Source organism: Streptomyces sp. L2, assembly GCF_004124325.1.
Lineage (GTDB): Bacteria > Actinomycetota > Actinomycetes > Streptomycetales > Streptomycetaceae > Streptomyces.
Window position 1 is genome coordinate 1,015,592 of the sequence record NZ_QBDT01000001.1, and the last position, 22,677, is coordinate 1,038,268.

The 22,677-nt window shown below is 71.8% G+C and carries 20 protein-coding genes; 14 read left to right on the forward strand and 6 right to left on the reverse strand.

Annotated elements, in window-relative coordinates; translation table 11 throughout:
• Positions 1 to 92: 92 nt before the first annotated feature.
• Positions 93 to 536: an SRPBCC family protein gene (locus DBP14_RS04430; RefSeq protein WP_129305739.1), complete on the reverse strand. Its 444-nt coding sequence runs from the start codon at positions 534 to 536 to the stop codon at positions 93 to 95.
• Positions 537 to 681: 145 nt separating this feature from the next.
• Here DBP14_RS04430 and DBP14_RS04435 point away from each other — a divergent pair, with 145 nt between their 5' ends.
• Together DBP14_RS04435 and DBP14_RS04440 are read left to right on the forward strand one after the other, a co-directional pair.
• Positions 682 to 1,761, forward strand: coding sequence for an Rv2578c family radical SAM protein (locus DBP14_RS04435; protein ID WP_241740797.1), 1,080 nt, complete (start codon positions 682 to 684; stop codon positions 1,759 to 1,761).
• 136 nt (positions 1,762 to 1,897) lie between these two features.
• The gene (locus DBP14_RS04440) at positions 1,898 to 3,481 is read left to right on the forward strand and encodes an alpha/beta hydrolase (protein WP_129305740.1); all 1,584 of its coding nucleotides are present in this window, start codon (positions 1,898 to 1,900) and stop codon (positions 3,479 to 3,481) included.
• A gap of 277 nt (positions 3,482 to 3,758) precedes the next feature.
• Here the strand turns inward: DBP14_RS04440 and DBP14_RS04445 are convergent, their stop codons facing one another.
• Positions 3,759 to 4,334 (reverse strand): adenylosuccinate lyase, encoded by a 576-nt coding sequence (locus DBP14_RS04445; protein WP_129305741.1) that lies wholly within the window; start codon positions 4,332 to 4,334, stop codon positions 3,759 to 3,761.
• 421 nt (positions 4,335 to 4,755) lie between these two features.
• Here DBP14_RS04445 and DBP14_RS04450 point away from each other — a divergent pair, with 421 nt between their 5' ends.
• From DBP14_RS04450 to pssA, 9 genes are all read left to right on the forward strand, one after another.
• Entirely contained in the window at positions 4,756 to 6,561 is a 1,806-nt protein-coding gene (locus DBP14_RS04450) for a 3-hydroxyacyl-CoA dehydrogenase family protein (protein ID WP_129305742.1), read from the forward strand.
• A 136-nt stretch (positions 6,562 to 6,697) separates the two neighbouring features.
• Entirely contained in the window at positions 6,698 to 7,507 is an 810-nt protein-coding gene (locus tag DBP14_RS04455) for a TetR family transcriptional regulator (RefSeq protein ID WP_206739201.1), read from the forward strand.
• Between the two features lie 410 nt (positions 7,508 to 7,917).
• A complete protein-coding gene (gene ccrA, locus DBP14_RS04460; RefSeq protein WP_129311669.1) occupies positions 7,918 to 9,255 on the forward strand; it encodes a crotonyl-CoA carboxylase/reductase in 1,338 nt (445 codons plus the stop codon).
• A 16-nt stretch (positions 9,256 to 9,271) separates the two neighbouring features.
• A complete protein-coding gene (locus DBP14_RS04465; protein ID WP_129305744.1) occupies positions 9,272 to 11,320 on the forward strand; it encodes a protein meaA in 2,049 nt (682 codons plus the stop codon).
• The gene (locus tag DBP14_RS04470) at positions 11,317 to 12,276 is read left to right on the forward strand and encodes a CoA ester lyase (protein WP_129305745.1); all 960 of its coding nucleotides are present in this window, start codon (positions 11,317 to 11,319) and stop codon (positions 12,274 to 12,276) included. Before DBP14_RS04465 ends, DBP14_RS04470 begins: the two co-directional genes overlap by 4 nt.
• 5 nt (positions 12,277 to 12,281) lie before the next feature.
• Entirely contained in the window at positions 12,282 to 12,809 is a 528-nt protein-coding gene (locus tag DBP14_RS04475) for a MaoC family dehydratase (RefSeq protein WP_129305746.1), read from the forward strand.
• Positions 12,810 to 12,812: 3 nt separating this feature from the next.
• Positions 12,813 to 14,018, forward strand: a complete 1,206-nt coding sequence (locus tag DBP14_RS04480; protein WP_129305747.1) for an acyl-CoA dehydrogenase family protein — start codon at positions 12,813 to 12,815, stop codon at positions 14,016 to 14,018.
• Between the two features lie 170 nt (positions 14,019 to 14,188).
• Positions 14,189 to 14,845, forward strand: a complete 657-nt coding sequence (locus DBP14_RS04485; protein ID WP_129305748.1) for a phosphatidylserine decarboxylase — start codon at positions 14,189 to 14,191, stop codon at positions 14,843 to 14,845.
• Positions 14,846 to 14,867: 22 nt separating this feature from the next.
• Positions 14,868 to 15,686: a CDP-diacylglycerol--serine O-phosphatidyltransferase gene (gene pssA, locus DBP14_RS04490; protein ID WP_129311670.1), complete on the forward strand. Its 819-nt coding sequence runs from the start codon at positions 14,868 to 14,870 to the stop codon at positions 15,684 to 15,686.
• A 425-nt stretch (positions 15,687 to 16,111) separates the two neighbouring features.
• Here the strand turns inward: pssA and DBP14_RS04495 are convergent, their stop codons facing one another.
• Positions 16,112 to 17,248, reverse strand: a complete 1,137-nt coding sequence (locus DBP14_RS04495) for a glycerate kinase (protein ID WP_129305749.1) — start codon at positions 17,246 to 17,248, stop codon at positions 16,112 to 16,114.
• Between the two features lie 166 nt (positions 17,249 to 17,414).
• Here DBP14_RS04495 and DBP14_RS04500 point away from each other — a divergent pair, with 166 nt between their 5' ends.
• The 3 genes from DBP14_RS04500 (at position 17,415) to DBP14_RS04510 (ending at position 19,873) form a co-directional block, all read left to right on the forward strand.
• On the forward strand, positions 17,415 to 18,506 hold the full coding sequence (locus DBP14_RS04500; RefSeq protein WP_129305750.1) for an ADP-ribosylglycohydrolase family protein: 1,092 nt from the start codon (positions 17,415 to 17,417) through the stop codon (positions 18,504 to 18,506).
• 28 nt (positions 18,507 to 18,534) lie between these two features.
• On the forward strand, positions 18,535 to 19,032 hold the full coding sequence (locus tag DBP14_RS04505; protein WP_129305751.1) for an NUDIX hydrolase: 498 nt from the start codon (positions 18,535 to 18,537) through the stop codon (positions 19,030 to 19,032).
• Between the two features lie 103 nt (positions 19,033 to 19,135).
• Complete coding sequence (locus DBP14_RS04510; RefSeq protein ID WP_129305752.1) at positions 19,136 to 19,873, forward strand: Sir2 family NAD-dependent protein deacetylase; 738 nt, start codon at positions 19,136 to 19,138, stop codon at positions 19,871 to 19,873.
• Positions 19,874 to 19,877: 4 nt separating this feature from the next.
• Here the strand turns inward: DBP14_RS04510 and DBP14_RS04515 are convergent, their stop codons facing one another.
• The 3 genes from DBP14_RS04515 to DBP14_RS04525 all read right to left on the reverse strand — a co-directional run bounded on the left by DBP14_RS04515 (position 19,878) and on the right by DBP14_RS04525 (position 22,452).
• Positions 19,878 to 20,375 (reverse strand): methylated-DNA--[protein]-cysteine S-methyltransferase, encoded by a 498-nt coding sequence (locus DBP14_RS04515; RefSeq protein WP_129305753.1) that lies wholly within the window; start codon positions 20,373 to 20,375, stop codon positions 19,878 to 19,880.
• 20 nt (positions 20,376 to 20,395) lie between these two features.
• The gene (locus DBP14_RS04520; RefSeq protein ID WP_277752688.1) at positions 20,396 to 21,895 is read right to left on the reverse strand and encodes an AlkA N-terminal domain-containing protein; all 1,500 of its coding nucleotides are present in this window, start codon (positions 21,893 to 21,895) and stop codon (positions 20,396 to 20,398) included.
• Between the two features lie 83 nt (positions 21,896 to 21,978).
• Positions 21,979 to 22,452 (reverse strand): MarR family transcriptional regulator, encoded by a 474-nt coding sequence (locus DBP14_RS04525; RefSeq protein ID WP_241741171.1) that lies wholly within the window; start codon positions 22,450 to 22,452, stop codon positions 21,979 to 21,981.
• Positions 22,453 to 22,677: the final 225 nt, after the last annotated feature.

The following is a 22,677-nucleotide window of genomic DNA, read 5'->3' on the forward strand; positions in this document are numbered from 1 at the left end:
AGTTACGGGACGAACCCGATCCGAAGCGGGAACCACCCGAACCGGTGAAGGGGGTGACGCCCCTTCACCGTCCGGCGGGCGGTGCGGGCCGGCTACTTCTCGACGTGGGCGGCGAGGTTGGCCAGGATCGCGTCGTAGATCCGGCCGAGGCCCTTGGGGGCGAAGGTCTTCTCGAAGAAGCCGCCGATGCCGCCGGCGCCGTTCCAGGCGGTGGTCGCGACGACCCGGGAGGAGCCCTCGCCGGCCGGGGTGACGCGCCAGGTGGTGACCATGGAGGAGTTGCGGTCCTTCTCGACCAGCTCGCCGTCGGTGGGCTCGGTGACCTCCAGCAGGCAGTCGCGCACGCGCTTGCTGGTCGCCTGGAGCTTCCAGTGGACGAGGGTGCCCTCGCCGTCGCCGCCCTCGCGCACCTCGTACTCGCTGAAGTGCTCCGGCAGCAGCTGCTGCCGGGTGCCGCGGTAGTCGGCGAGGGCGTCGAACACCTTCTCCGCGTCCGCCGCGACGACCCGCTCGGTAGTGGCCTCGACCTGCGCCATTGCGTTCCTCCAGGGACCTTGCTGCTCGGCATTGCTCCAGTGCGGTCAAGCCAACCACCCCGGCGCCCGGCCGCCCAAATCGGGGGTCGCACGATCATGGGAACAGATGTTCTATTCTGTGGCCCAGTGCTACCGAGGAGGCCTCATGCGCTGGGAGAACCTCACAGACGAGCCCGAACACGGCCGGGCCGACGCCGCGCTGTTCGGCGCGGACGCCGTCAGGACGCGCACGTTCGACACGCCGGAGTTCGCCGGCATCACCTTCCACGAGGTCCGGGCCCGCTCGATCCTCAACCGGGTGCCGGGCGCGTCCCGCATGCCGTTCGAGTGGACCGTCAACCCGTACCGCGGCTGCACGCACGCGTGCGTCTACTGCTTCGCGCGCAAGACGCACAGCTATCTGGACCTCGACACGGGCCTCGGCTTCGACACCCAGATCGTCGTCAAGGTGAACGCGCCCGAATTGCTGCGCCGCCAGCTGGCCTCCCGGCGCTGGCAGGGCGACCACGTGGCGATGGGCACGAACGTCGACTGCTACCAGCGCGCCGAGGGCCGCTACCGCCTGATGCCGGGCATCATCTCCGCCCTCACCGACCACGCGAACCCGTTCTCGATCCTCACGAAGGGCACGCTGATCCTGCGCGACCTGGACCTGCTCACCCGGGCGGCGCGGGTGACGGACGTCGGGATATCCGTGTCGGTCGGCTTCACCGACCCCGAGCTGTGGCGCACGGTGGAGCCGGGCACCCCGGCGCCCGAGCGCCGGCTCGACGTCGTCCGCACCCTCGGCGAGCACGGCATCGGCTGCGGGGTGCTGATGGCCCCGGTCATCCCGTTCCTCGGCGACCACCCGGCCCAGCTGCGAGCCACGGTGCGCGCGATCGCGGCGGCCGGGGCCACCTCCGTGACCCCCCTGGTGCTGCACCTGCGGCCCGGCGCCCGGGAGTGGTTCATGGCCTGGCTCGGCGCACACCACCCGCACCTGGTGCGCCGCTACGAGCGGCTGTACGCGGAGGGCGCCTACGCGCCGAAGTGGTACCAGCGCCGGATCACCCGTCAGGTGCACGAGCTGGCCGAGGAGTACGGCATCGGGCCCACGCGCGCGGGCGCGGCCCGCCGGATCCGGGCCGCCGAGACGACGGAGCCGGCCGCGCCCGCCGTCGGTACGGGACCGTCCGGTGCCGCATCGACCAGTACGGAACCGACCCAACTCACTCTGATCTGAGCGCGTTCGAGGGCATCCCTCGACCCATTTGGGTCAAGTATGGACAGATCACGTTCTTCGGGGCCCCGACGCCGGGACGATGCGGCGAGGACCGTGAACCTCGCGGTTCACCCCACCCTCCGTCCCGGGAGGACCCATGAGAACTCGCGCAGCCCTGCTGTGCGCCACCGCCGCGATGCTGGCCGGCTCGGTCACGGCCCTGCCCGCGCGGGCCGACACGACCGCCCCCGCGGCCAAGCCGGTGCCCCGGCAGGCGGCACTCGCCTGGAAGAAGTGCGGCACCGACGACTACCCCGCGCTCCAGTGCGCCTCCGTCAAGGTGCCGTTGAACCACGCCGACCCCACCGGCCGGAAGATCACCCTCGCCCTGTCCCGTGTCCCGCACACCGCCCGGACCTTCCAGGGGCCGCTGCTGGTCAACCCCGGCGGCCCCGGCGGCAGCGGTCTCACCCTCGCCGGCTTCGTCGCCTCCGCCCTGCCCACATCGGTGGCGTCCCAGTACGACATCATCGGCTTCGACCCGCGCGGGGTCGGCCGGAGCAGGCCCGCCCTCGACTGCTCGCCCGGGTACGCGAACCCGGTGCGGCCGGACTCCGTGCCGGCCACGCCCGAGCTGGAGCAGGCCGCCCTCGCGCGCGTGCGGTCGTTCGCCGCCGCCTGCGGCCGCAGGTACGCGGACCTGCTGCCGTACATGGACACGGTGAGCGCGGCCCGGGACCTGGACACCGTCCGGCAGGCCCTCGGCGCGCGCAAGGTGAACTACTTCGGCTACTCCTACGGCACCTATCTCGGCGCGGTCTACGCGAAGCTGTACCCGGACCGGGTGCGCCGGCTGGTGCTGGACTCGATCGTGGACCCGAGGGGCGTCTGGTACCAGGACAACCTGGGCCAGGACTACGCGTTCAACGACCGGCACCGGGCGCTGATGGCCTGGATCGCCAAGTACGACTCGACGTACCGGCTGGGCAAGGACCCCGAGAAGGTCGAGGCCGAGTGGTACGCGATGCGGGCGGCCCTGGCGAAGAAGCCGGCGGACGGCAAGGTCGGCGCCTCCGAGCTGGAGGACACCTTCATCCCGGGCGGCTACTACAACGGCTACTGGCCCTACCTCGCCGAGGCGTTCGCGGCCTACGTCCACCACGGGGACACCGGGCCGCTGGAGGAGGCGTACGAGAACTTCGGCGCGGTGGACGCCGCCGGTGACAACGGTTACAGCGTCTACACGGCGGTGCAGTGCCGGGACGCGTCCTGGCCGCGGGCGTGGGAGCGGTGGCGGACGGACACCTGGGAGGTGTACGAGAAGGCTCCGCTCATGGCCTGGAACAACGCCTGGTACAACGCACCGTGCGCGTTCTGGCCGGCGAAGTCGCGGCAGCCGGTGGACGTCACCAACACGAAGCTGCCCCCGGCCCTGCTGTTCCAGGCGACCGACGACGCGGCCACGCCGTACGAGGGCGGTGTGACGACGCATCACCTGCTGGCCCGCTCCAGCCTGGTCGTCGAGGAGGGCGGCGGCAACCACGGCATCACCTTGAGCGACAACGCCTGCCTCGACCGGTACCTGGCGGCCTATCTGACCGACGGCACGGTGCCGCGCGGGACCGGGGAGGCGGACGCCGTCTGCCAGAAGTCCCCGGACCCGGAGCCGCTGGAGGCGAAGGCGGCCGCGACGTCGTCCCGCGGTTCGACCCTGCACGGCCTGCTGGGGTACCGCCGCTGAGCCCGCACACCGTCGCACGCACGGCCGCCGGGCCCTGTCGTCACCTTCCCGCCTGCCCCGCGACGACGCCGTGCACGCTCCCCGGCCTTCGGCCGGGGGTGCCCCCACTCGCCGCACCGGGCCCTGAACCGAGTACGTCCAGTACGAGGATCAGGGCCCGGCACTCCCCCAGCCTCCGGCCGGGGGGACCCCCCAGAGCACGCACCTGACGCCGGAGGCCCGCCCTCCGGGCTAACGACGGGAATTCGACGACAGGACCTGGAGCGCCCGGCCCAGGTCACCGTGGCTGCGGGATGCGGGCCAGTGCGTGGACCGCCGCCTCGGCCAGGGCCGGGTGGGCCAGTGCCTCGTTCAGCACACGCCGGGCCCTCGGGTCGCCGAGCGCGCCCAGGCCCTCCACGCAGGCGAGGGCCACCCGGCGGTAGGGGTCGTGCGGACGGAGCCGCCGCTCCAGGGTGGTGATCAGGGCGGGCACGGACTCGGGGGCGTCCAGTTCGGCCAGGAGCCGTACCGGGTGCAGGGCGTAGGCGACACGGAGTTCGTTGGTGGCGAGGGCGGCCGCCGCGCGGGCCGTGCGGGGGTCGCGGAGCCGGGCGAGGGCGTGGGCGGCGGCGGCACAGCGCGGGGCGTCGCGGTGGTTGAGGAACAGCACCAGGGACTCGAAGGCACGCCGGTCGCCGGCGCGGCCGAGCCGGAACGCGGCCAGCTCCCGGGCCCACAGCGGCTGCCCGGGCGCGGTGAGCACGTCCGCCAGCACCTCCGCGTCCCCGGTCTCCAGCAGCCGGTCGTACGCCACGGACCCCTGCGACTCCCGCCGTAAGCGCTCCGTGAGCGATCGCAACTCTTCGTCCACGACGCCCAGCGTAGGCGGGCCGCGGCCCCGAGGGGACCTACATCACAAAGTCCGGGGGCTGGCGCGCTCGTTACCGGCCGGTTAAGCTCAATCGAGCGAGTTACCCACTCGCGCTTTCGCTTGCGGCGGTCTGGTGACGCGGCCGTCGCGGGCACTGGTCGGTTCGGTACCTCGGTACCGCTGTACGACCCGGCTCCGGGACAGGGCCGGTCGGACGTCAGCCGCTCCGGGGCGTTGTGCGCGCCCCGCACGGACGGCACCGGGCGTGTGCGCCCGTGCCACCGGCAGGCGAACTCCGCCTGCCGAGGGCACCTGCGGCCCGGCAACACCCGCATCCCGCATTCCTTCTCCGCTCCGGCGTGCGCCTTCCGGCGCACCCGGCGCGTTCCTCGTCGTCACCCCTCATTCCTGGAGTCCCGCGATGGCCACTCCCCTGTCCGACCCTTCCCTGTCCCCCTTGAAGACGATCGCGGTCGTCGGCCTCGGCACCATGGGCACCGGCATCACCGAGGTGCTGGCGACGGCCGGCCGCGAGGTGATCGGCGTCGACCTCAGCGAGGCCCGGACGGCCGCCGCGGTCGCCGCCCTGGAGGCCGCCACCGCCCACTCCGTGGAGCGGGGCCGGCTGACCGGTGAGGAGCGCGCCGACGCCCTGGCCCGGGTCCGCACCTCCACCGACCTCGGCGCGGTGGCCGACGCCGACCTCGTCATCGAGGTGGTCCCGGAGTCGTACGAGATCAAGCACCAGGTCTTCCGGGAGCTGGACGCGATCGTCCGGCCGGAGGCGATCCTGGCGACCGGTACCAACGCCCTGTCCGTGACCCGTCTCGCCGCCGACTCGGCGCGTCCGGAGCGGGTGCTCGGCCTGCACTTCTTCAACCCGGCGCCGGCGATGAAGCTCGTCGAGGTCGTCTCCTCGGTGCTGACCGCGCCGCAGGCCGTCGCCGCGGTCACCGACCTGGCGGTCGAGCTGGGCAAGGAGCCGGTCGCGGTCGGCGACCGCCCCGGGTTCGTCGCGGACGGGCTGCTGTTCGGCTACCTCAACCAGGCCGCCGCGATGTACGAGGCCAAGTACGCCTCCCGGGAGGACATCGACGCCGCGATGCGGCTCGGCTGCGGTCTGCCGATGGGCCCCCTCGCCCTGCTGGACCTGATCGGTGTCGACACCGCCCGTACGGTCCTGGAGGCCATGTACGCCGAGTCGCACGACCGGCTGCACGCCCCGGCGCCGATCCTGAAGCAGCTCAGCGAGGCGGGCCTGACCGGCCGCAAGTCCGGTCGCGGCTTCTACACCTACGACGCGCCGGGCAGCGCCACGGTCGTGCGGGACGCGCAGACCCCGCTGGAGGGCGGCTCGCTCACGCCGGGCCGCGCGGTGCACTCGGTGGGTGTCGCGGGGTCGGGCACCATGGCGTCCGGCATCGCCGAGGTCTTCGCCAAGGCGGGCTACGACGTCGTCCTGGCCGCCCGCAGCGACGAGAAGGCCCGGACCGCCAAGGCCCGGATCGGCAAGTCGCTCGCACGCTCCGTCGACAAGGGCCGGCTGACCGCGGAGGCCGCCGCGCAGACCCTGGACCGGATCACCCCGGCGGGTTCCTACGAGGCCTTCGCGGACGTCGACCTGGCCGTCGAGGCGGTCGCCGAGGACCTGGAGATCAAGCAGCAGCTGTTCCGGACGCTGGACAAGGTGTGCAAGCCGGGCGCGATCCTGGCCACCACGACCTCCTCGCTGCCCGTCGTCGCCTGCGCCCGCGCCACCTCGCGCCCGCAGGACGTGATCGGCATGCACTTCTTCAACCCCGCCCCGGCGATGAAGCTGGTCGAGGTCGTGCGGACGGTGCTGACGGCGGACGACGTCCACGCGACGGTCCGCGAGGTCTGCGGGAAGGTCAGGAAGCACGCGGTGGACTGCGGCGACCGGGCCGGCTTCATCGTCAACGCCCTGCTGTTCCCGTACCTGAACAACGCGATCAAGATGGTGCAGGAGCACTACGCGTCGCTCGACGACATCGACGCGGCGATGAAGCTGGGCGGCGGCTACCCGATGGGGCCGTTCGAACTGCTGGACGTGGTCGGCCTCGACGTCTCGCTGGCCATCGAGAAGGTGCTGCACCGCGAGTTCCGCGACCCGGGTCTGGCCCCGGCGCCGCTGCTGGAGCACCTGGTCGCCGCTGGCTGCCTCGGCCGCAAGACCGGCCGCGGCTTCCGCGAGTATGCCCGCCGCTGAGGGCGTCGGCGGCTGGTTCCGGCCGGACCCGGACTGGGGCGGGCTGCTCGATCCCGCCGGTTCTCCCCCGCCCCCCGCGGGCGGGAGAAACCCCGGACCTGTGCGTCGAGCTGGGCACATGCAGTACGTTCGGGTCATGTCCCAGCCCGCCAAGTCCTCACGTACCCCTGCCAAGCCCGACGCGCCGGAAAGTGCCGCCGGCAGTCGCGCCGCGGCCCAGCGGCTGAAAATGCGCCGGGAACTGGCGGCCGCGGCGATGGAGCTGTTCGCGACCAAGGGGTACGAGGCGACCACCGTCGACGAGATCGCGGCCGCGGCCGGGGTCGCGCGCCGCACCTTCTTCCGGCACTTCCGCTCCAAGGAAGAGGCGATCTTCCCGGACCACGACGACACTCTGGTCCGTGCCGAGGCCGTGCTCAACGCCGCCCCGGCGCACGAGCATCCGCTCGACACCGTGTGCCGCGGCATCAAGGAGGTCATGCGGATGTACGCGGCCCGGCCGGAGATCTCGGTCGCCCGCTACAAGCTGACCCGCGAGGTGCCCACCCTGCGGGAGGCGGAGATCGCGTCGGTGGCCCGCTACGAGCGGCTGTTCACCCGGTATCTGCTCGGGCACTTCGACGAGCACGCGCACGACGACGACGCCAACGACGACCCGCTGCTGGCCGAGGTCGCCGCCTCGGCGGTGGTCACCGCCCACAACCACGTGCTGCGGCGCTGGCTGCGGGCCGGCGGCCAGGGCGACGTGGAGAACCAGCTCGACCACGCCTTCGCGATCGTCCGCAAGACCTTCGGCTCGGGCATCGGCGCCGGGCGCGACACGACCGCGCGGCCGGCCGCCACGACGGCCTCCGTGGACGGCGAGGTGCTGGTGACGGTCGCCCGTACCGACGCGCCCCTGGAGGAGGTCATGCGCACCATCGAGCAGGCCCTCAAGGAGCGCTGAGCCTGAGCGAGGCGCTTTTCCCGCTGTGACAACGGCCACCCCACGGGTGGCCGTTTTTGCATGTCAGCGCCCCTTTCCACCCTCCTTCGAGGGGCCATTCGATCGATCATCGCTCATCTGTCAGGTAAAGATTTCACCTGAGAGCAATCTCTGGCACTCAGTGCCTTGCGGGGTGACACGCGGTGTCATACGTTGAAGGTGTTCGGGCTGTCCCCGCAGGCCAATCGCCTCCGTGCCCGGACGCCTGCGTCACAGGCACCCTCCCGCGCCACAAAGCGCTGCCGAAGCACCACCCCGCCGAACCGACGGCACCCTCACCGAAACCCTCAGCAGCTCTCGCAGCAGCACCGACGCAACCCTCAGCGCCCCTCTTGCTCAGGGCGCTCTTCGCCGGAGGCAACACCGTGACCGTGAAGGACATCCTCGACGCGATCCAGTCGCAGGACGCCGCGTCCGCCGACTTCGCCGCCATGCCGCTCCCCGAGTCCTACCGCGCGATCACCGTGCACAAGGACGAGACGGAGATGTTCGCGGGCCTGCAGACCCGCGACAAGGACCCGCGCAAGTCCCTCCACCTCGACGAGGTGCCGCTGCCCGAACTGGGTCCGGGCGAGGCGCTGGTGGCCGTGATGGCCTCCTCCGTGAACTACAACTCCGTGTGGACCTCGATCTTCGAGCCGCTCTCGACGTTCGGGTTCCTGGAGCGCTACGGCAGGGTCAGCGAGCTGACCAAGCGGCACGACCTGCCGTACCACATCATCGGTTCCGACCTCGCCGGCGTGGTCCTGCGCACCGGCCCGGGCGTCAACGCCTGGAAGCCCGGTGACGAGGTCGTCGCCCACTGCCTGTCGGTGGAGCTGGAGTCCTCCGACGGCCACAACGACACCATGCTCGACCCCGAGCAGCGCATCTGGGGCTTCGAGACCAACTTCGGCGGCCTCGCCGAGGTCGCGCTGGTGAAGTCCAACCAGCTGATGCCGAAGCCGGACCACCTCAGCTGGGAGGAGGCCGCCGCCCCCGGCCTGGTCAACTCCACCGCCTACCGCCAGCTGGTCTCCCGCAACGGCGCCGCCATGAAGCAGGGCGACAACGTCCTGATCTGGGGCGCGAGCGGCGGCCTCGGCTCCTACGCCACCCAGTTCGCCCTGGCCGGCGGCGCCAACCCGATCTGCGTCGTCTCCTCGCCGCAGAAGGCGGAGATCTGCCGCTCGATGGGCGCCGAGTCGATCATCGACCGCAACGCCGAGGGCTACCGGTTCTGGAAGGACGAGCAGACCCAGGACCCCAAGGAGTGGAAGCGCTTCGGCAAGCGCATCCGCGAGCTGACCGGCGGCGAGGACATCGACATCGTCTTCGAGCACCCCGGCCGCGAGACGTTCGGCGCCTCGGTGTTCGTCACCCGCAAGGGCGGCACCATCACCACCTGCGCCTCCACCTCGGGCTACATGCACGAGTACGACAACCGCTACCTGTGGATGTCGCTGAAGCGGATCATCGGCTCGCACTTCGCCAACTACCGCGAGGCGTGGGAGGCCAACCGCCTCATCGCCAAGGGCAAGATCCACCCCACCCTGTCGAAGGTGTACTCCCTGGAGGACACCGGCCAGGCCGCCTACGACGTCCACCGCAACCTGCACCAGGGCAAGGTCGGCGTGCTGTGCATGGCCCCCGAGGAAGGCCTCGGCGTGCGCGACCCCGAGATGCGGGCCAAGCACATCGACGCCATCAACCGCTTCCGCAACATCTGAGACACGGGGGGCATCGATGACAGAGCGTCAGCCCGACTCGGGCAGGCGGGAGAAGGACCGGCCGTGGCTCATGCGGACCTATGCCGGTCACTCGACCGCCGAGGCGTCCAACGAGCTGTACCGGCGCAACCTCGCCAAGGGCCAGACCGGTCTGTCGGTGGCGTTCGACCTGCCGACGCAGACCGGCTACGACCCGGACCACATCCTCGCCCGCGGCGAGGTCGGCCGGGTCGGGGTGCCCGTCTCGCACCTCGGTGACATGCGCCGGCTGTTCCAGGACATCCCCCTGGAGCAGATGAACACCTCGATGACGATCAACGCCACCGCCATGTGGCTGCTGGCGCTCTACCAGGTCGTCGCCGAGGAGCAGGGCGCGGACATCACCAAGCTCCAGGGCACGACCCAGAACGACATCGTCAAGGAGTACCTGTCCCGGGGGACGCACGTCTTCCCGCCGGGCCCCTCGCTCCGCCTGACGACGGACATGATCGCGTACACGGTCTCCCACATCCCGAAGTGGAACCCGATCAACATCTGCAGCTACCACCTGCAGGAGGCCGGGGCCACGCCGGTGCAGGAGATCGCGTACGCGATGTCCACCGCGATCGCGGTCCTCGACGCCGTGCGCGACTCCGGGCAGGTGCCCGAGGAGCGCATGGGCGACGTGGTGGCCCGCATCTCCTTCTTCGTCAACGCGGGCGTCCGCTTCGTCGAGGAGATGTGCAAGATGCGCGCCTTCGGCCGCATCTGGGACAAGATCACCCGGGAGCGGTACGGCATCCAGGACCCCAAGCAGCGCCGCTTCCGCTACGGCGTCCAGGTCAACTCGCTCGGCCTGACCGAGGCGCAGCCCGAGAACAACGTCCAGCGGATCGTGCTGGAGATGCTCGCGGTGACCCTCTCCAAGGACGCCCGCGCGCGTGCCGTGCAGCTGCCGGCCTGGAACGAGGCCCTCGGTCTCCCCCGGCCGTGGGACCAGCAGTGGAGCCTGCGCATCCAGCAGGTGCTCGCCCACGAGAGCGACCTGCTGGAGTACGAGGACATCTTCGAGGGCTCGCACGTCGTCGAGGCGAAGGTGGCGCAGCTGGTCGAGGAGTCCCTCGCGGAGATCGACCGCATCCAGGAGATGGGCGGCGCCATGGCGGCCGTCGAGTCCGGCTACCTCAAGGCGCAGCTGGTCTCCTCGCACGCCGAGCGGCGGGGCCGGATCGAGTCCGGCCAGGAGAAGATCGTCGGCGTCAACATCTTCGAGACGACCGAGCCGAACCCGCTCACCGCCGATCTGGACACGGCGATCCAGACGGTCGACCCGGCGGTCGAGAACCGTGTCATCGACGCGCTCACGGGCTGGCGGGACACCCGCTACCAGCCGCCCTTCAACCACCCGCGTCCGTGCAAGGCGCTGGAGAAGCTGAAGGAGGCGGCCAAGGGCACCGGCAACCTGATGGAGGCCACGCTGGAGTGCGCCCGCGCGGGTGTCACGACCGGCGAGTGGGCCGGGGCGCTGCGCGAGGTGTTCGGCGAGTACCGGGCGCCCACCGGGGTGTCCTCCGCGCCGGTGGCCGTCACGGCCGAGGCCGGCTCGGCGCTCGCCGACGTCCGCGCCAAGGTGGACGCGACCGCCCGCGAGCTGGGGGTGGGCAAGCTGCGGTTCCTGGTCGGCAAGCCGGGCCTGGACGGGCACTCCAACGGCGCCGAGCAGATCGCGGTGCGTGCGCGTGACGCCGGGTTCGAGGTGGTCTACCAGGGCATCCGGCTCACCCCGGAGCAGATCGTGGACGCGGCCCTCGCCGAGGACGTGCACGCGGTCGGCCTGTCCATCCTGTCCGGCTCGCACGCGCAGCTGGTGCCGGACGTGCTGGAGCGCCTGCGTGTGGCCGGTGCCACAGACATCCCGGTGATCGCCGGTGGCATCATCCCGAATGGTGACGCCGACCAGCTCAGGGAAGCCGGAGTCGCCGCCGTCTTCACCCCGAAGGACTTCGACATCACCGGGATCATCGGCGCCATAGCCGACGAGATCCGGAAAGCGAACAAGCTCGACCCCCTGGAGGTCCCCGCATGACCGTCAACCGTCTCCGTCCCCGGCGCTCCTGCCTGGCGGTGCCGGGCTCGAACCCCCGGTTCCTGGAGAAGGCGCAGGGCCTCCCCGCCGACCAGGTCTTCCTGGACCTGGAGGACGCGTGCGCGCCGCTCGCCAAGCCCGAGGCGCGGCACACCATTGTCAAGTTCCTCAACGAGGGCGACTGGACGGGCAAGACCCGTGTCGTGCGCGTCAACGACTGGACGACCGAGTGGACGTACCGCGACGTCGTGACGGTCGTCGAGGGCGCCGGGCCGAACCTCGACTGCATCATGCTGCCGAAGGTGCAGAACGCCCAGCAGATCGTGGCGCTGGACCTGCTGCTGACGCAGATCGAGAAGACGATGGGCTTCGAGGTCGGCCGGATCGGCATCGAGGCGCAGATCGAGAACGCGCAGGGTCTGAACAACGTCAACGAGATCGCGCAGGCCTCGCAGCGCATCGAGACGATCATCTTCGGCCCGGCCGACTTCATGGCGTCGATCAACATGAAGTCCCTGGTCGTGGGCGAGCAGCCGCCCGGCTACCCGGCGGACGCCTACCACTACATCCTGATGAAGATCCTGATGGCCGCCCGCGCCAACGACCTCCAGGCGATCGACGGCCCCTACCTGCAGATCCGCAACGTGGACGGCTTCCGCGAGGTCGCCGGCCGCGCCGCCGCGCTGGGCTTCGACGGCAAGTGGGTGCTGCACCCCGGCCAGGTCGACGCCGCCAACGAGGTCTTCTCCCCCACCCAGGAGGACTACGACCACGCCGAGCTGATCCTGGACGCGTACGACTACTGCACGTCCGAGGCCGGCGGCAAGAAGGGCTCCGCGATGCTCGGCGACGAGATGATCGACGAGGCCAGCCGCAAGATGGCCCTGGTCATCGCGGGCAAGGGACGCGCGGCCGGCATGCGCCGCACCAGCAAGTTCGAGATCCCGGAAGGCTGAGCGCGATGCAGTTCGGACGCACCTACGAGGAGTTCGAGGTCGGGGCGACGTACAAGCACTGGCCGGGCAAGACGGTCACCGAGTACGACGACCACCTGTTCTGTCTCCTCACCATGAACCACCACCCGCTCCACATGGACACCAACTATGCGGAGAAGACGACGGACTTCGGCAGGAACGTCGTCGTCGGGAACTACATCTACTCCCTGCTGCTCGGCATGAGCGTGCCGGACATCTCCGGCAAGGCGATCGCCAACCTGGAGATCGAGTCGCTCAAGCACGTGGCGCCGACCTTCCACGGCGACACGATCTACGGCCAGACGACGGTGCTGGACAAGTGGCCGTCCAAGTCGAAGGACGACCGCGGGATCGTCTACGTCGAGACCAAGGGCTACAAGCAGGACGGCACCCTGGTGTGCGTGTTCCGCCGCAAGGTCATGGTGCCGACCGAGACGTACATCAAGGAGCGCGGCGGCGAGCAGCCCGGCCGCCCGGAGCTGTCCGCGCCCGCGGAGAAGAAGTCGGAGAAGTAAGCCATGGCCCGTCTCGCCCAGACCGCCGGTCTGACCGACGTCCAGCAGGAGATCCTCTCCACCGTCCGCGACTTCGTGGACAAGGAGATCATCCCGGTCGCGACCGAGCTGGAGCACCGCGACGAGTACCCGCAAGCGATCGTGGACGGCCTGAAGGAGCTCGGTGTCTTCGGGCTGATGATCCCCGAGGAGTACGGGGGTCTGGGCGAGTCGCTCCTGACCTACGCGCTGTGCGTGGAGGAGATCGCCCGCGGCTGGATGTCGGTGTCCGGCATCATCAACACGCACTTCATCGTGGCGTACATGCTCAAGCAGCACGGCACGCAGGAGCAGAAGGACCACTTCCTGCCGCGCATGGCGGCGGGCGACATCCGGGGCGCGTTCTCGATGTCGGAGCCGGCGCTGGGCTCCGACGTGTCGGCGATCACGTCGAAGGCGGTGAAGGACGGCGACGAGTACGTTCTGAACGGCCAGAAGATGTGGCTGACGAACGGCGGCACGTCCTCGCTGGTGGCCGTTCTGGTCCGCAGTGACGAAGGACACCCCGAGGGCACGGCCCCGCACAAGTCCATGACCACCTTCCTGGTGGAGAAGGAGCCCGGCTTCGGCGAGGTCCGGCCCGGTCTGACGATCCCGGGCAAGATCGAGAAGATGGGCTACAAGGGGGTCGACACCACCGAGCTGATCATGGACGGGCTGCGGGTACCGGCCGATCGGGTGCTCGGCGGCGTCACCGGCCGAGGTTTTTACCAAATGATGGACGGAGTCGAGGTCGGCCGGGTCAACGTGGCCGCGCGCGGCTGCGGTGTCGCCCAGCGCGCCTTCGAGCTGGGTGTGGGCTACGCCCAGCAGCGCAGCACCTTCGGCAAGCCGATCGCCCAGCACCAGGCCATCCAGTTCAAGCTGGCCGAGATGGCCACCAAGGTGGAGGCCGCGCATGCGATGATGGTGAACGCGGCACGCAAAAAGGACTCCGGGGAACGAAACGACCTCGAAGCAGGGATGGCGAAGTACCTCGCCTCCGAATACTGCAAGGAGGTCGTGGAGGACGCCTTCCGGATCCACGGCGGCTACGGCTTCTCCAAGGAGTACGAGATCGAGCGCCTCTACCGGGAGGCCCCGATGCTGCTCATCGGTGAAGGTACCGCCGAGATCCAGAAAATGATCATCGGGCGCAGGTTGCTCGAAGAGTATCGATTCCAGGGCTGATTGTCCGGATACGGGGTGTTTTCTTCGAGAAGAAGATCACACCCCGTAGACACTCTTCGGCCGCCGACTCCGCTTCCTGGCTTGCCCAGTTGTGGCCCGCGACCGGTACGATCCCCGGAAAGCCGCCGTCCCCCGTTATTGTGCGGCATCATCCGCTACGAAGGTCATCCATGCCCCACAGCCAAACCTCTGCACACCGCGACAGCCTGGTAGGCGCACGCCTCGCGCGCGGAGCATCGCCGTGGCTTCTCCCGACCGTCGCCACCGCAGCCCTCAGCCTGGCCCGCGCCCGCCGCTCGGGCGCCGCCAAGGCCGTCGCCGTGCCCGCCACCGCGCTCGCCGCGGGCATGCTGTGGTTCTTCCGCGACCCCGAGCGCGAGATCGCCCGGGGCAGGGTCATCTCGCCCGCCGACGGAGTGGTGCAGAGCATCATGCCGTGGAAGGACGGCCGCACCCGCGTCGCGATCTTCATGAGCCCGCTCAACGTCCACGTCAACCGCGCGCCCCTCGCGGGCACGGTGACGTCGGTCGAGCACATCCCCGGCGGCTTCGTTCCCGCGTTCAACAAGGAGAGCGAGAACAACGAGCGCGTAGTCTGGCATTTCGACACCGAACTCGGCGACATCGAGATGATCCAGATCGCCGGCGCGGTGGCCCGCCGCATCGTGCCCTACCTCCCCGAGGGCACGAAGGTCGAGCAGGGCGACCGTATCGGTCTGATCCGCTTCGGCTCGCGTGTCGACCTCTACCTGCCCGAGGGCGTGGAGGTCGCGGTCGAGGTCGGACAGAAGACCGTGGCTGGGGTGACTCGCATTGACCGTGATTGATCCGGAGACCCAGGCGGGCTGGGTGCCCGAGGCAGACGAGGTGGACGACGGGGAGGAGATGCCGCTCTCGCTCCGCCTGTCGATAGCGGACACCCTCACCCTCGGCAACGCGACCTGCGGGTTCATGGCGGTGTACTTCACCACCACCGGCATCCTGATCCCGCACCTCACCGGCAGCCAGGAGTCGGGCATGGCCCGGCACAGCGCGGCCACGGCCGTCATCCTGATGCTGTGCGCGGCGGTCTTCGACCTGTTCGACGGGCTGGTCGCCCGCAAGCTGCGCAGCTCGCCGATGGGGGCCGAGCTGGACAACCTGTCCGACCTGATCAGCTTCGGCCTGGCACCCGCCTACTTCGTCCTCGTCTACGGCATGGTCGCCGACGACGCGCACCAGAGGGTGGCGGCGCTGGGAGCGATCGTGGTGTTGCTGGCCGTCGTCCTCCGGCTGGCGCGCTTCAGCTGCGTGACGATGAAGGACGGCGTGTTCCAGGGGATGCCGTCGCCGTTCGGCGCGCTGACGGTCGTCTCGATCGTGCTGCTGGAGCTGCCGTTCGTGGCGACGCTGCTGGCGATCCTGGGGACCGCGTGGCTGATGGTGAGCCGGGTGGAGTACCCCAAGCCCCGTGGCCGCCTCGCGGGCGCGATGCTCGGCTGGATCGTCCTCTCCATGGGCCTCCTGGCCGGCTGGGCCTTCGACGCGCCGAGCGGGCAGCTGCTCCTCCAGACGGGGTGCGCGCTGCAGCTGGTCATGGGCGCGGTGATCCCGCTGTTCGCGACGGCGCGGAGGGTGAACAACTTCCGCGACAACCGCCGCGAGGCACGAACGGCGCAGCTGCCGTAGCCTGCGGCGCTTGTACGAGGGGCCCTGGACCGGTGCTGGTCCAGGGCCCCTCGCCGTGGTGACCGCCCCTGGGGGCTCCGCCCCCAGCCCCCCGGCTCTCCCACCCACCCACCCGACTCGCTCGGCCACAAGGCACCCAACACGGGCATCCACCCACCCCCATGCACCAGCCCAGGAGCAACACCTCCAAAACCCACCGAGCCAGGCGGTGCCCACTCGGCCTACCGAGCCGGGCGGCGGGTGGGCAAGGCCCGGGGGGCAGGGGGCGCAGCCCCCAGGCAGTGCCCACTCGGCCTACCGAGCCGGGCAGCGGGTGGGCAAGGCCCCGGGGGCAGGGGGCGGAGCCCCCAGGGGGTGTCTGCTCGGCCCACCGAGTCGGGTGGGGGGGGTGGGCGAGGGCCGGGGCAGGGCGGAGCCCCGGGCGCTCAGGTCAGGTGGGTTTCGGCGATGCTCGCAGCGACGCGCTCCAGGATCGGCCCGGCATCCGCGATGCACCGCGCGACATCCGGCTCCACCGACGTCAGCGGATACGCCCGCGAGATCCCCGCCCGCTCCAGCGCCGCAGGCTCCAGCGCCAGCCGCCCGCACACCGCCACCACGGGCTTCCCCGCGGAGCGGGCCGCCGCGGCGACCCCGGCGGGGGCCTTCCCGTGCAGGGTCTGCTCGTCCAGCGACCCCTCGCCGGTGATCACCAGCGACGCCCGCGCCAGCGCCGGCGCGAACCCCAGCACGTCCAGCATGACCTCGATCCCGGCCCGGAACCGCGCACCCAGCAGCAGCGCCCCGTACCCGATGCCGCCCGCGGCACCCGCACCCGGCGCCGCCGCGTACTCGGCGGCATGCGGCCCCACCTCGGTCTCCAGGACCGTCGCGAAGTGGGCCAGCGCCGCGTCCAGCGTCGCCACGTCCTCCGGCGAAGCCCCCTTCTGCGGACCGTACACCGCCGGCGCGCCCTTCGGCCCGGTCAGCGGATTGTCGACGTCGCTCGCGAGCACCAGCTCCACGGACGACAGGCGCGGGTCGAGACCGGACAGGTCGGTGCGCGCCAGGGCCGCGAGACCGCCGCCGCCCGGCGGCACCGGCTCACCGTCCGCGTCCAGGAGGCGTGCGCCCAGCGCGGACAGCATCCCGGCACCGCCGTCGGTCGTCGCGCTGCCGCCAACACCGAACACGATGGTCCGCGCACCCGCGTCCAGCGCGGCCCGCAGCACCTCGCCGGAGCCGTACGTCGACGCGGTCAGCGGCGCGAAGACGCCGGCGGGCAGCCGCTGCAGCCCGCTCGCCTCGGCCATCTCCACGACCGCCGTGTCGCCGCGCAGCGCGAACGCCGCCGTCACCTCGTCGCCGAGGGGCCCGGTGACCCGTACCTCCCGGCGCTCGAACCCGGCCGCGACCGCCGCGTCCACGGTGCCGTCGCCGCCGTCGGCCACGGGCAGCGCCTCGACGTCGAGACCGGGCACGACCCGGCGCAGCCCGGCCGTCACCCGCTCGGCGACCTGCACGGCCGTCAGCGAGCCCTTGAACTTGTCCGCGGCGATGAGCACCCGACGGGTCTCGTTCACTGCAGCGTCCGCCACCTTGCTTACCCCTTGCTCTCCGGGCCCCGACGCACGTCAGGGCCAGTCGCGCCGCTGCGACCATAACCGGAGGACACCCCCGCCGTCATGCCCCGCCCGATCCCTGGGCACCGCACGCGAGCCACCGGGGCAAAACGGGTACACCCCTGCCATGACGACCCAGGCAACCGCGGCGCCCCTCGCCACCGGGCCCGGCCTCGCCGACCGCGTCCTCGGCGGCTGGCTCGGCCGGATCGCCGGGAACATGCTCGGCAAGCCGGTCGAGCAGGGCGAGGTGTGGACCCGCGAGCGCATCGACCGCTATCTGCGGCGGGCCGGCGCGCTCCCCCTCACCGACTACCTCCCCGAGCCCGCCGACCCGGCCGACCTCGCCTCGCTGCGCCCGGAGTGGCGCGGTTGCGTCCGCGGCCGGATCGACGGCAGCTGCCGGGACGACGACGTCGACTACGCGATCCTCGGCCTGCACCTGCTGGAGACGCACGGCTTCGGCTTCAGCACCGAGCAGGTCGGCGACCTGTGGCTCATGAGACTGCCGTACCTGCAGACGTTCACCGCGGAGCGGGCGGCGTACCGCAACCTCGCGAACGGGCTGAAGCCGCCGCTGACGGCGACGTACGACAACCCGTACCAGGAGTGGATCGGCGCCCTGATCCGCGCCGACGTCCACGGCTGGACCAGTCCGGGCGCACCCCGCCGCGCCGCGTCCCTGGCGCGCCGGGACGCGGTGCTGTCGCACACGGGCAACGGGGTGTACGGCGCGATGTTCGCGGCCGCGCTGATCGCGGCGGCCTTCACCGCGCCGGCCCTGCGGGACGCGCTGGAGACGGCGCTGACGGTGATCCCGGCGAGCAGCCGGCTCGCCCGGACCGTGCGCCGGGTGGTGTCGCTGCACGAGGCCGGGCTGTCCTGGGAGGAGTGCCTGGCGACGCTGTCGGCGGAGACGGCCGGCCTGGGCTGGATCCACACGGTGCCCAACGCGGCCGTCCTGACCGCCGGGCTGCTGTACGGCGACGGCGACTTCACCCGGACGCTCGCGCTGACGGTGCGCGGCGGCCTGGACACCGACTCCAACGGGGCGACGGCCGGTTCGGTGGCCGGGGTGTTCACCGGCGCGGCGGGGATCCCGGCCCAGTGGACGGAGCCGCTGCGGGACACGGTACGGAGCGCGGTGTTCGGTTTCGACGGCGTACGGATCAGTGCGCTGGCCGAACGCACCCTGCGCCTGGCCACGGCCGCCCCGTAGCCCCGCCCTGCCTCGCTACGCTGCCCCCATGACCACCACCAACGACTTCGCCGCGTACATCGCGAGCCTCCCCCGGGTCCTGGCCGGCGCCGGCGTGCTGTTCCGGGACGCCGAGGGGCACGTGCTGCTCGTCGAGCCCAACTACCGCGAGGGGTGGGCGCTGCCGGGCGGCACGATCGAGTCGGACGACGGCGAGACGCCCCGCGCGGGGGCGCGCCGGGAGACGCTGGAGGAGATCGGCCTGGACCGGGAGCCGGGCCGGCTGCTGGCGGTGGACTGGGTGCACGGCGCGGACCGGCCGCCGCTGGTGGCGTACCTGTACGACGGCGGGGTGCTGGCCGAGTCGGACCTCAAGGCGATCCGGCTGCAGGAGGAGGAACTGCTGTCCTGGCGGCTCGTCCCGCGCTCCGGCGTCGGCGACCTGTGCCCGGACGCGCTGGGCCGCCGGATCCTGGCCGCGCTGGACGTCCTGGCCGACGGCGCGTCGGCCACGGCCGAGCTGGAGAACGGCCACCGCGTGGCCTGACCGGTCCCTTGGCCCGCCCGCCGGGTCCGGTGACACCCGGCCGCCCCGCTCCCCCGCCGATATCCGTTCGCCCCGCCCGGACGGCCCGGCCTACGCTCGGTGCATGGCCAAGCCTCTCGTCGCGCTGCTCAGCGGCGCGGGTATCTCCACCGACTCCGGCATCCCCGACTACCGCGGGCCGAACGGGTTGTGGCGGCGCGATCCGGAGGCCGAGAAGCTCGTGACGTACGAGTACTACATGGGCGATCCGGAGATCCGCCGGCGGTCCTGGCAGATGCGGCGGAAGAACCGCGCCCTCGCGGCCGAGCCGAACGCCGCGCACCGCGCCGTCGCCGAGCTGGAGCGGTCCGGCGTACCCGTGCGGGTGCTCACGCAGAACGTGGACGGGCTGCACCAGGTGGCCGGGATGCCCGCCCGCAAGGTGCTGGAGCTGCACGGCAGCGTGCGGAGCGTGGTGTGCACCGCGTGTCATGCGCGCGGGCCGATGGAGGACGCGCTCGCCCGGGTCGAGGCCGGTGAGGACGATCCGCCGTGCCTGGAGTGCGGCGGGATCCTGAAGTCGGCGACCGTGATGTTCGGCGAGCGGCTGGATCCGCTGGTCATCGGCGAGGCGGTGGCGATCAGCAAGGCGTGCACAATGTTCCTCGCCGTCGGCAGCAGCCTCCAGGTGCAGCCGGCGGCCGGGCTGGCCCAGGTCGCCGCCGACCACGGCGCCCGGCTCGTCGTGGTGAACGCCGAGCCGACCCCGTACGACGACCTCGCGCAGGACGTCGTACGGGAACCCATCGGCACCGCCCTGCCCCGGCTGCTGCGCGACCTGGCCGCGGAGCACAGCGGCTGAGGGTCTAGAACAGCGTTGTACCGCGTTCGAACGCCAGCAGGCGCTGCTTGCGGTCCAGGCCGCCGCCGTAGCCGGTGAGGCTGCCGTCGGCGCCGATCACGCGGTGGCAGGGGACGATGATGCCGACGGGGTTGCGGCCGTTGGCGAGGCCGACCGCGCGGCAGGCCTTGGGGTTGCCGAGGGCGTCGGCGAGTTGGCCGTAGGTGCGGGTCTCGCCGTAGGGGATCTTCGTCAGCTGCTCCCAGACGGTGCGCTGGAAGGGTGTGCCGTGCAGCCGGAGCCGTACGGTGAACTCCTTGGTCTCGCCCGCGAAGTAGGCGGTGAGTTGCTCCTCCGCCTCGGCGAAGGCGCGGGCGGTGTCGTCGCGCCGGCCGAAGGTCTCCTCGTCGGGCCGGTGGCGTTGCTCGACCATGTAGAGGCCGCACAGGGCGCCTTCGTCGTCGGCGACGAGGGTGAGCGGGCCGTAGGGGCTGTCGATCACGGTGTGGCTTTTCGCTGTCATGCCGGGAACGTCCTTAGTCCTTATACGGGGAGGAAGTTGATCGGGTGGCTGTCGGTCGCCCACAGGTACTGGACGGCGTAGGCCCGCCAGGGGCGCCAGCTCTCGGCGCGGGCGGTGAGCGCGGCCGGGGTGGAGGGCAGGCCCAGTTCGCCGGCCGCGCGGCGGATGCCGAGGTCGGTAGGGAGGAAGGCGTCGGGGTCGCCGAGGGCGCGCATGGCGACGACGTCGGTGGTCCAGGGCCCGAACCCGGGCAGGTCGAGCAGCCGGGCGCGGGTTTCGGCCCAGTCGGACTCGACGCCCAGGTGCAGGGTGCCGTCGGCGAGCCGGCCCACGAGGGTGGTGAAGGTGGTGCGCCGGGTGCGGGGCATGGCGAGGGTCGCCGGGTCCACGTCGGCCAGTTGCCCGGCGGACGGGAAGAGGTGGGTGAGTCCGCCCTCGGGGTCGTCGATCGGTGTGCCGTACGCGGTGACCAGGCGGGCCGCGTGGGTGCGGGCGGCGGCCGTGGAGACCTGCTGCCCGAGGACGGCGCGGACGGCGAACTCGGCCTCGTCGACGGTGCGCGGCACCCGGCGGCCGGGGGCCTTGTCGACGAGCGGGGCGAGGAGCGGGTCGGTGCGCAGCAGGTCGTCGACGGCGACGGGGTCGGCGTCCAGGTCGAGCAGGCGCCGGCAGCGGCTGATGGCGACGGTCAGGTCGCGCGGGTCGCTGAGGGTGAGGCGGCAGGCGATGTGGTCGGGGCGGGGGCTGAGCGCGGCGATCCCGTGGCCGTAGGGCAGCCGCAGGGTGCGCCGGTAGGCGCCGTCGCGCCACTCCTCCACGCCGGGTACGGCGGTGGCGGCGAGGTGGCCGAAGAGGTTGTCGGGGTTGAGCGGCGCGCGGAACGGCAGCCGCAGGGCGAGGGTTCCGGGGGTGCCGGTGGTGCCGGTCGCGGCCGCCGCCCGGTTCTTCGGCAGGCGGGCGCGCAGGTCGCTCGGGGAGAGGGCGAAGACCTCGCGGACGGTGTCGTTGAAGGTGCGGATGGAGGAGAAACCGGCCGCGAAGGCGATCTGCGCCATGGGCAGCGGGGTCGTCTCGATGAGCAGCCGCGCGGTCTGGGCGCGCTGGGCGCGGGCGAGGGCGAGGGGGCCGGCGCCGAGTTCGGCGAGGAGCTGCCGTTCGATCTGCCGGGTGCTGTAGCCGAGGCGGGCGGCGAGTCCGGGGACGCCCTCGCGGTCGACGACGCCGTCGGCGACGAGCCGCATGGCGCGGGCGACGAGGTCGGCCCGCTGGTTCCATTCCGGGGAGCCGGGGCTGGTGTCGGGGCGGCAGCGCTTGCAGGCCCGGAAGCCGGCCTGCTGGCAGGCGGCGGCGCTCGGGTGGAAGGTCATGTTCTCGGGCTTGGGCGGCACGACCGGGCAGCTGGGCCGGCAGTAGATACGGGTGGTGAGGACGGCCGTGAAGAACCAGCCGTCGAACCGCGCGTCCTTGGAGCGCACAGCGCGCACGCAGCGTTCCCGGTCGAGGTGCATCCCTGTCTGCATGCGTCCAGGATCGGCCACCGGCGCCACCGGAGGCTGGCGGGAATCCGACATCTACCTGCGCCCCGGGAGCGGCCCCGGGGAACCTACGGCGCCGGGTTCAGCGGATCGTCCAGGACGCCGGCCAGGCGGTCCACGTCGGCCGACGGCGCCAGGTGGGGGTCGAGGACACCGGCGACGGAGGTCAGGGCCTTCAGGGCGGGGACGAGGCCGGCGCGTTCCCGGGCGGGCAGGTGGGTGACCAGGGTGCGGATGCCGGCGCGGCGGTGGCGCAGGACCCGGTCGACGAGGTCCTCCCCCGCGGGGGTCAGCCGGAGCACGACCTCGCGCCGGTTGTCCGGGTTGACCCGCCGATCGGTGAGGCCGAAGGACTCCAGGCGCTCGACCATGCGCAGCGCCGTGGACGGGCTGACGCCGAGCGTGGCGGCCATGGCGGCCAGCTTGATCGGGCCGCAGGTGCGCAGGGCCACCAGGGAGCGCAGCTGGGGCAGGGTCAGCGGGACGTCGACGGAGCCGAGGGCGCGCGCGGAGAGCGCGACGATCAGCCGGGAGGCGGCCATCACCGCGAGGGTGACCTCCTCCGCCTCACGGTCCAGCCTCTCGTCGGCGTCGGCCCCGGGCCGGGCTGCGGCGTCGGCCTCGGCACCCGGCCGGGCTGCGGTATCGGGATCGGCCCCGGCTCCGACCTCGGCGTCGGGCCGGGTCTCGGTGTGCTGCCTGCGGCCGTCCTGCTGGGCCATGAACTCCTCGATCCGCCGTTGTCCGTCTACCAGTTGGAACCCGTC

Coding starts and splice junctions, on each gene's coding strand:
- DBP14_RS04430 (WP_129305739.1), bottom strand. CDS start 536: ATGGCGCAGGTCGAGGCCACTACCGAGCGGGTCGTCGCGGCGGACGCG.
- DBP14_RS04500 (WP_129305750.1), top strand. CDS start 17,415: ATGACGACCCAGGCAACCGCGGCGCCCCTCGCCACCGGGCCCGGCCTC.
- DBP14_RS04515 (WP_129305753.1), bottom strand. CDS start 20,375: ATGACAGCGAAAAGCCACACCGTGATCGACAGCCCCTACGGCCCGCTC.
- DBP14_RS04455 (WP_206739201.1), top strand. CDS start 6,698: ATGTCCCAGCCCGCCAAGTCCTCACGTACCCCTGCCAAGCCCGACGCG.
- DBP14_RS04525 (WP_241741171.1), bottom strand. CDS start 22,452: ATGGCCGCCTCCCGGCTGATCGTCGCGCTCTCCGCGCGCGCCCTCGGC.
- DBP14_RS04480 (WP_129305747.1), top strand. CDS start 12,813: ATGGCCCGTCTCGCCCAGACCGCCGGTCTGACCGACGTCCAGCAGGAG.
- DBP14_RS04485 (WP_129305748.1), top strand. CDS start 14,189: ATGCCCCACAGCCAAACCTCTGCACACCGCGACAGCCTGGTAGGCGCA.
- DBP14_RS04505 (WP_129305751.1), top strand. CDS start 18,535: ATGACCACCACCAACGACTTCGCCGCGTACATCGCGAGCCTCCCCCGG.
- DBP14_RS04475 (WP_129305746.1), top strand. CDS start 12,282: ATGCAGTTCGGACGCACCTACGAGGAGTTCGAGGTCGGGGCGACGTAC.
- DBP14_RS04470 (WP_129305745.1), top strand. CDS start 11,317: ATGACCGTCAACCGTCTCCGTCCCCGGCGCTCCTGCCTGGCGGTGCCG.
- DBP14_RS04465 (WP_129305744.1), top strand. CDS start 9,272: ATGACAGAGCGTCAGCCCGACTCGGGCAGGCGGGAGAAGGACCGGCCG.
- DBP14_RS04440 (WP_129305740.1), top strand. CDS start 1,898: ATGAGAACTCGCGCAGCCCTGCTGTGCGCCACCGCCGCGATGCTGGCC.
- DBP14_RS04450 (WP_129305742.1), top strand. CDS start 4,756: ATGGCCACTCCCCTGTCCGACCCTTCCCTGTCCCCCTTGAAGACGATC.
- DBP14_RS04510 (WP_129305752.1), top strand. CDS start 19,136: ATGGCCAAGCCTCTCGTCGCGCTGCTCAGCGGCGCGGGTATCTCCACC.
- DBP14_RS04435 (WP_241740797.1), top strand. CDS start 682: ATGCGCTGGGAGAACCTCACAGACGAGCCCGAACACGGCCGGGCCGAC.
- DBP14_RS04520 (WP_277752688.1), bottom strand. CDS start 21,895: ATGCAGACAGGGATGCACCTCGACCGGGAACGCTGCGTGCGCGCTGTG.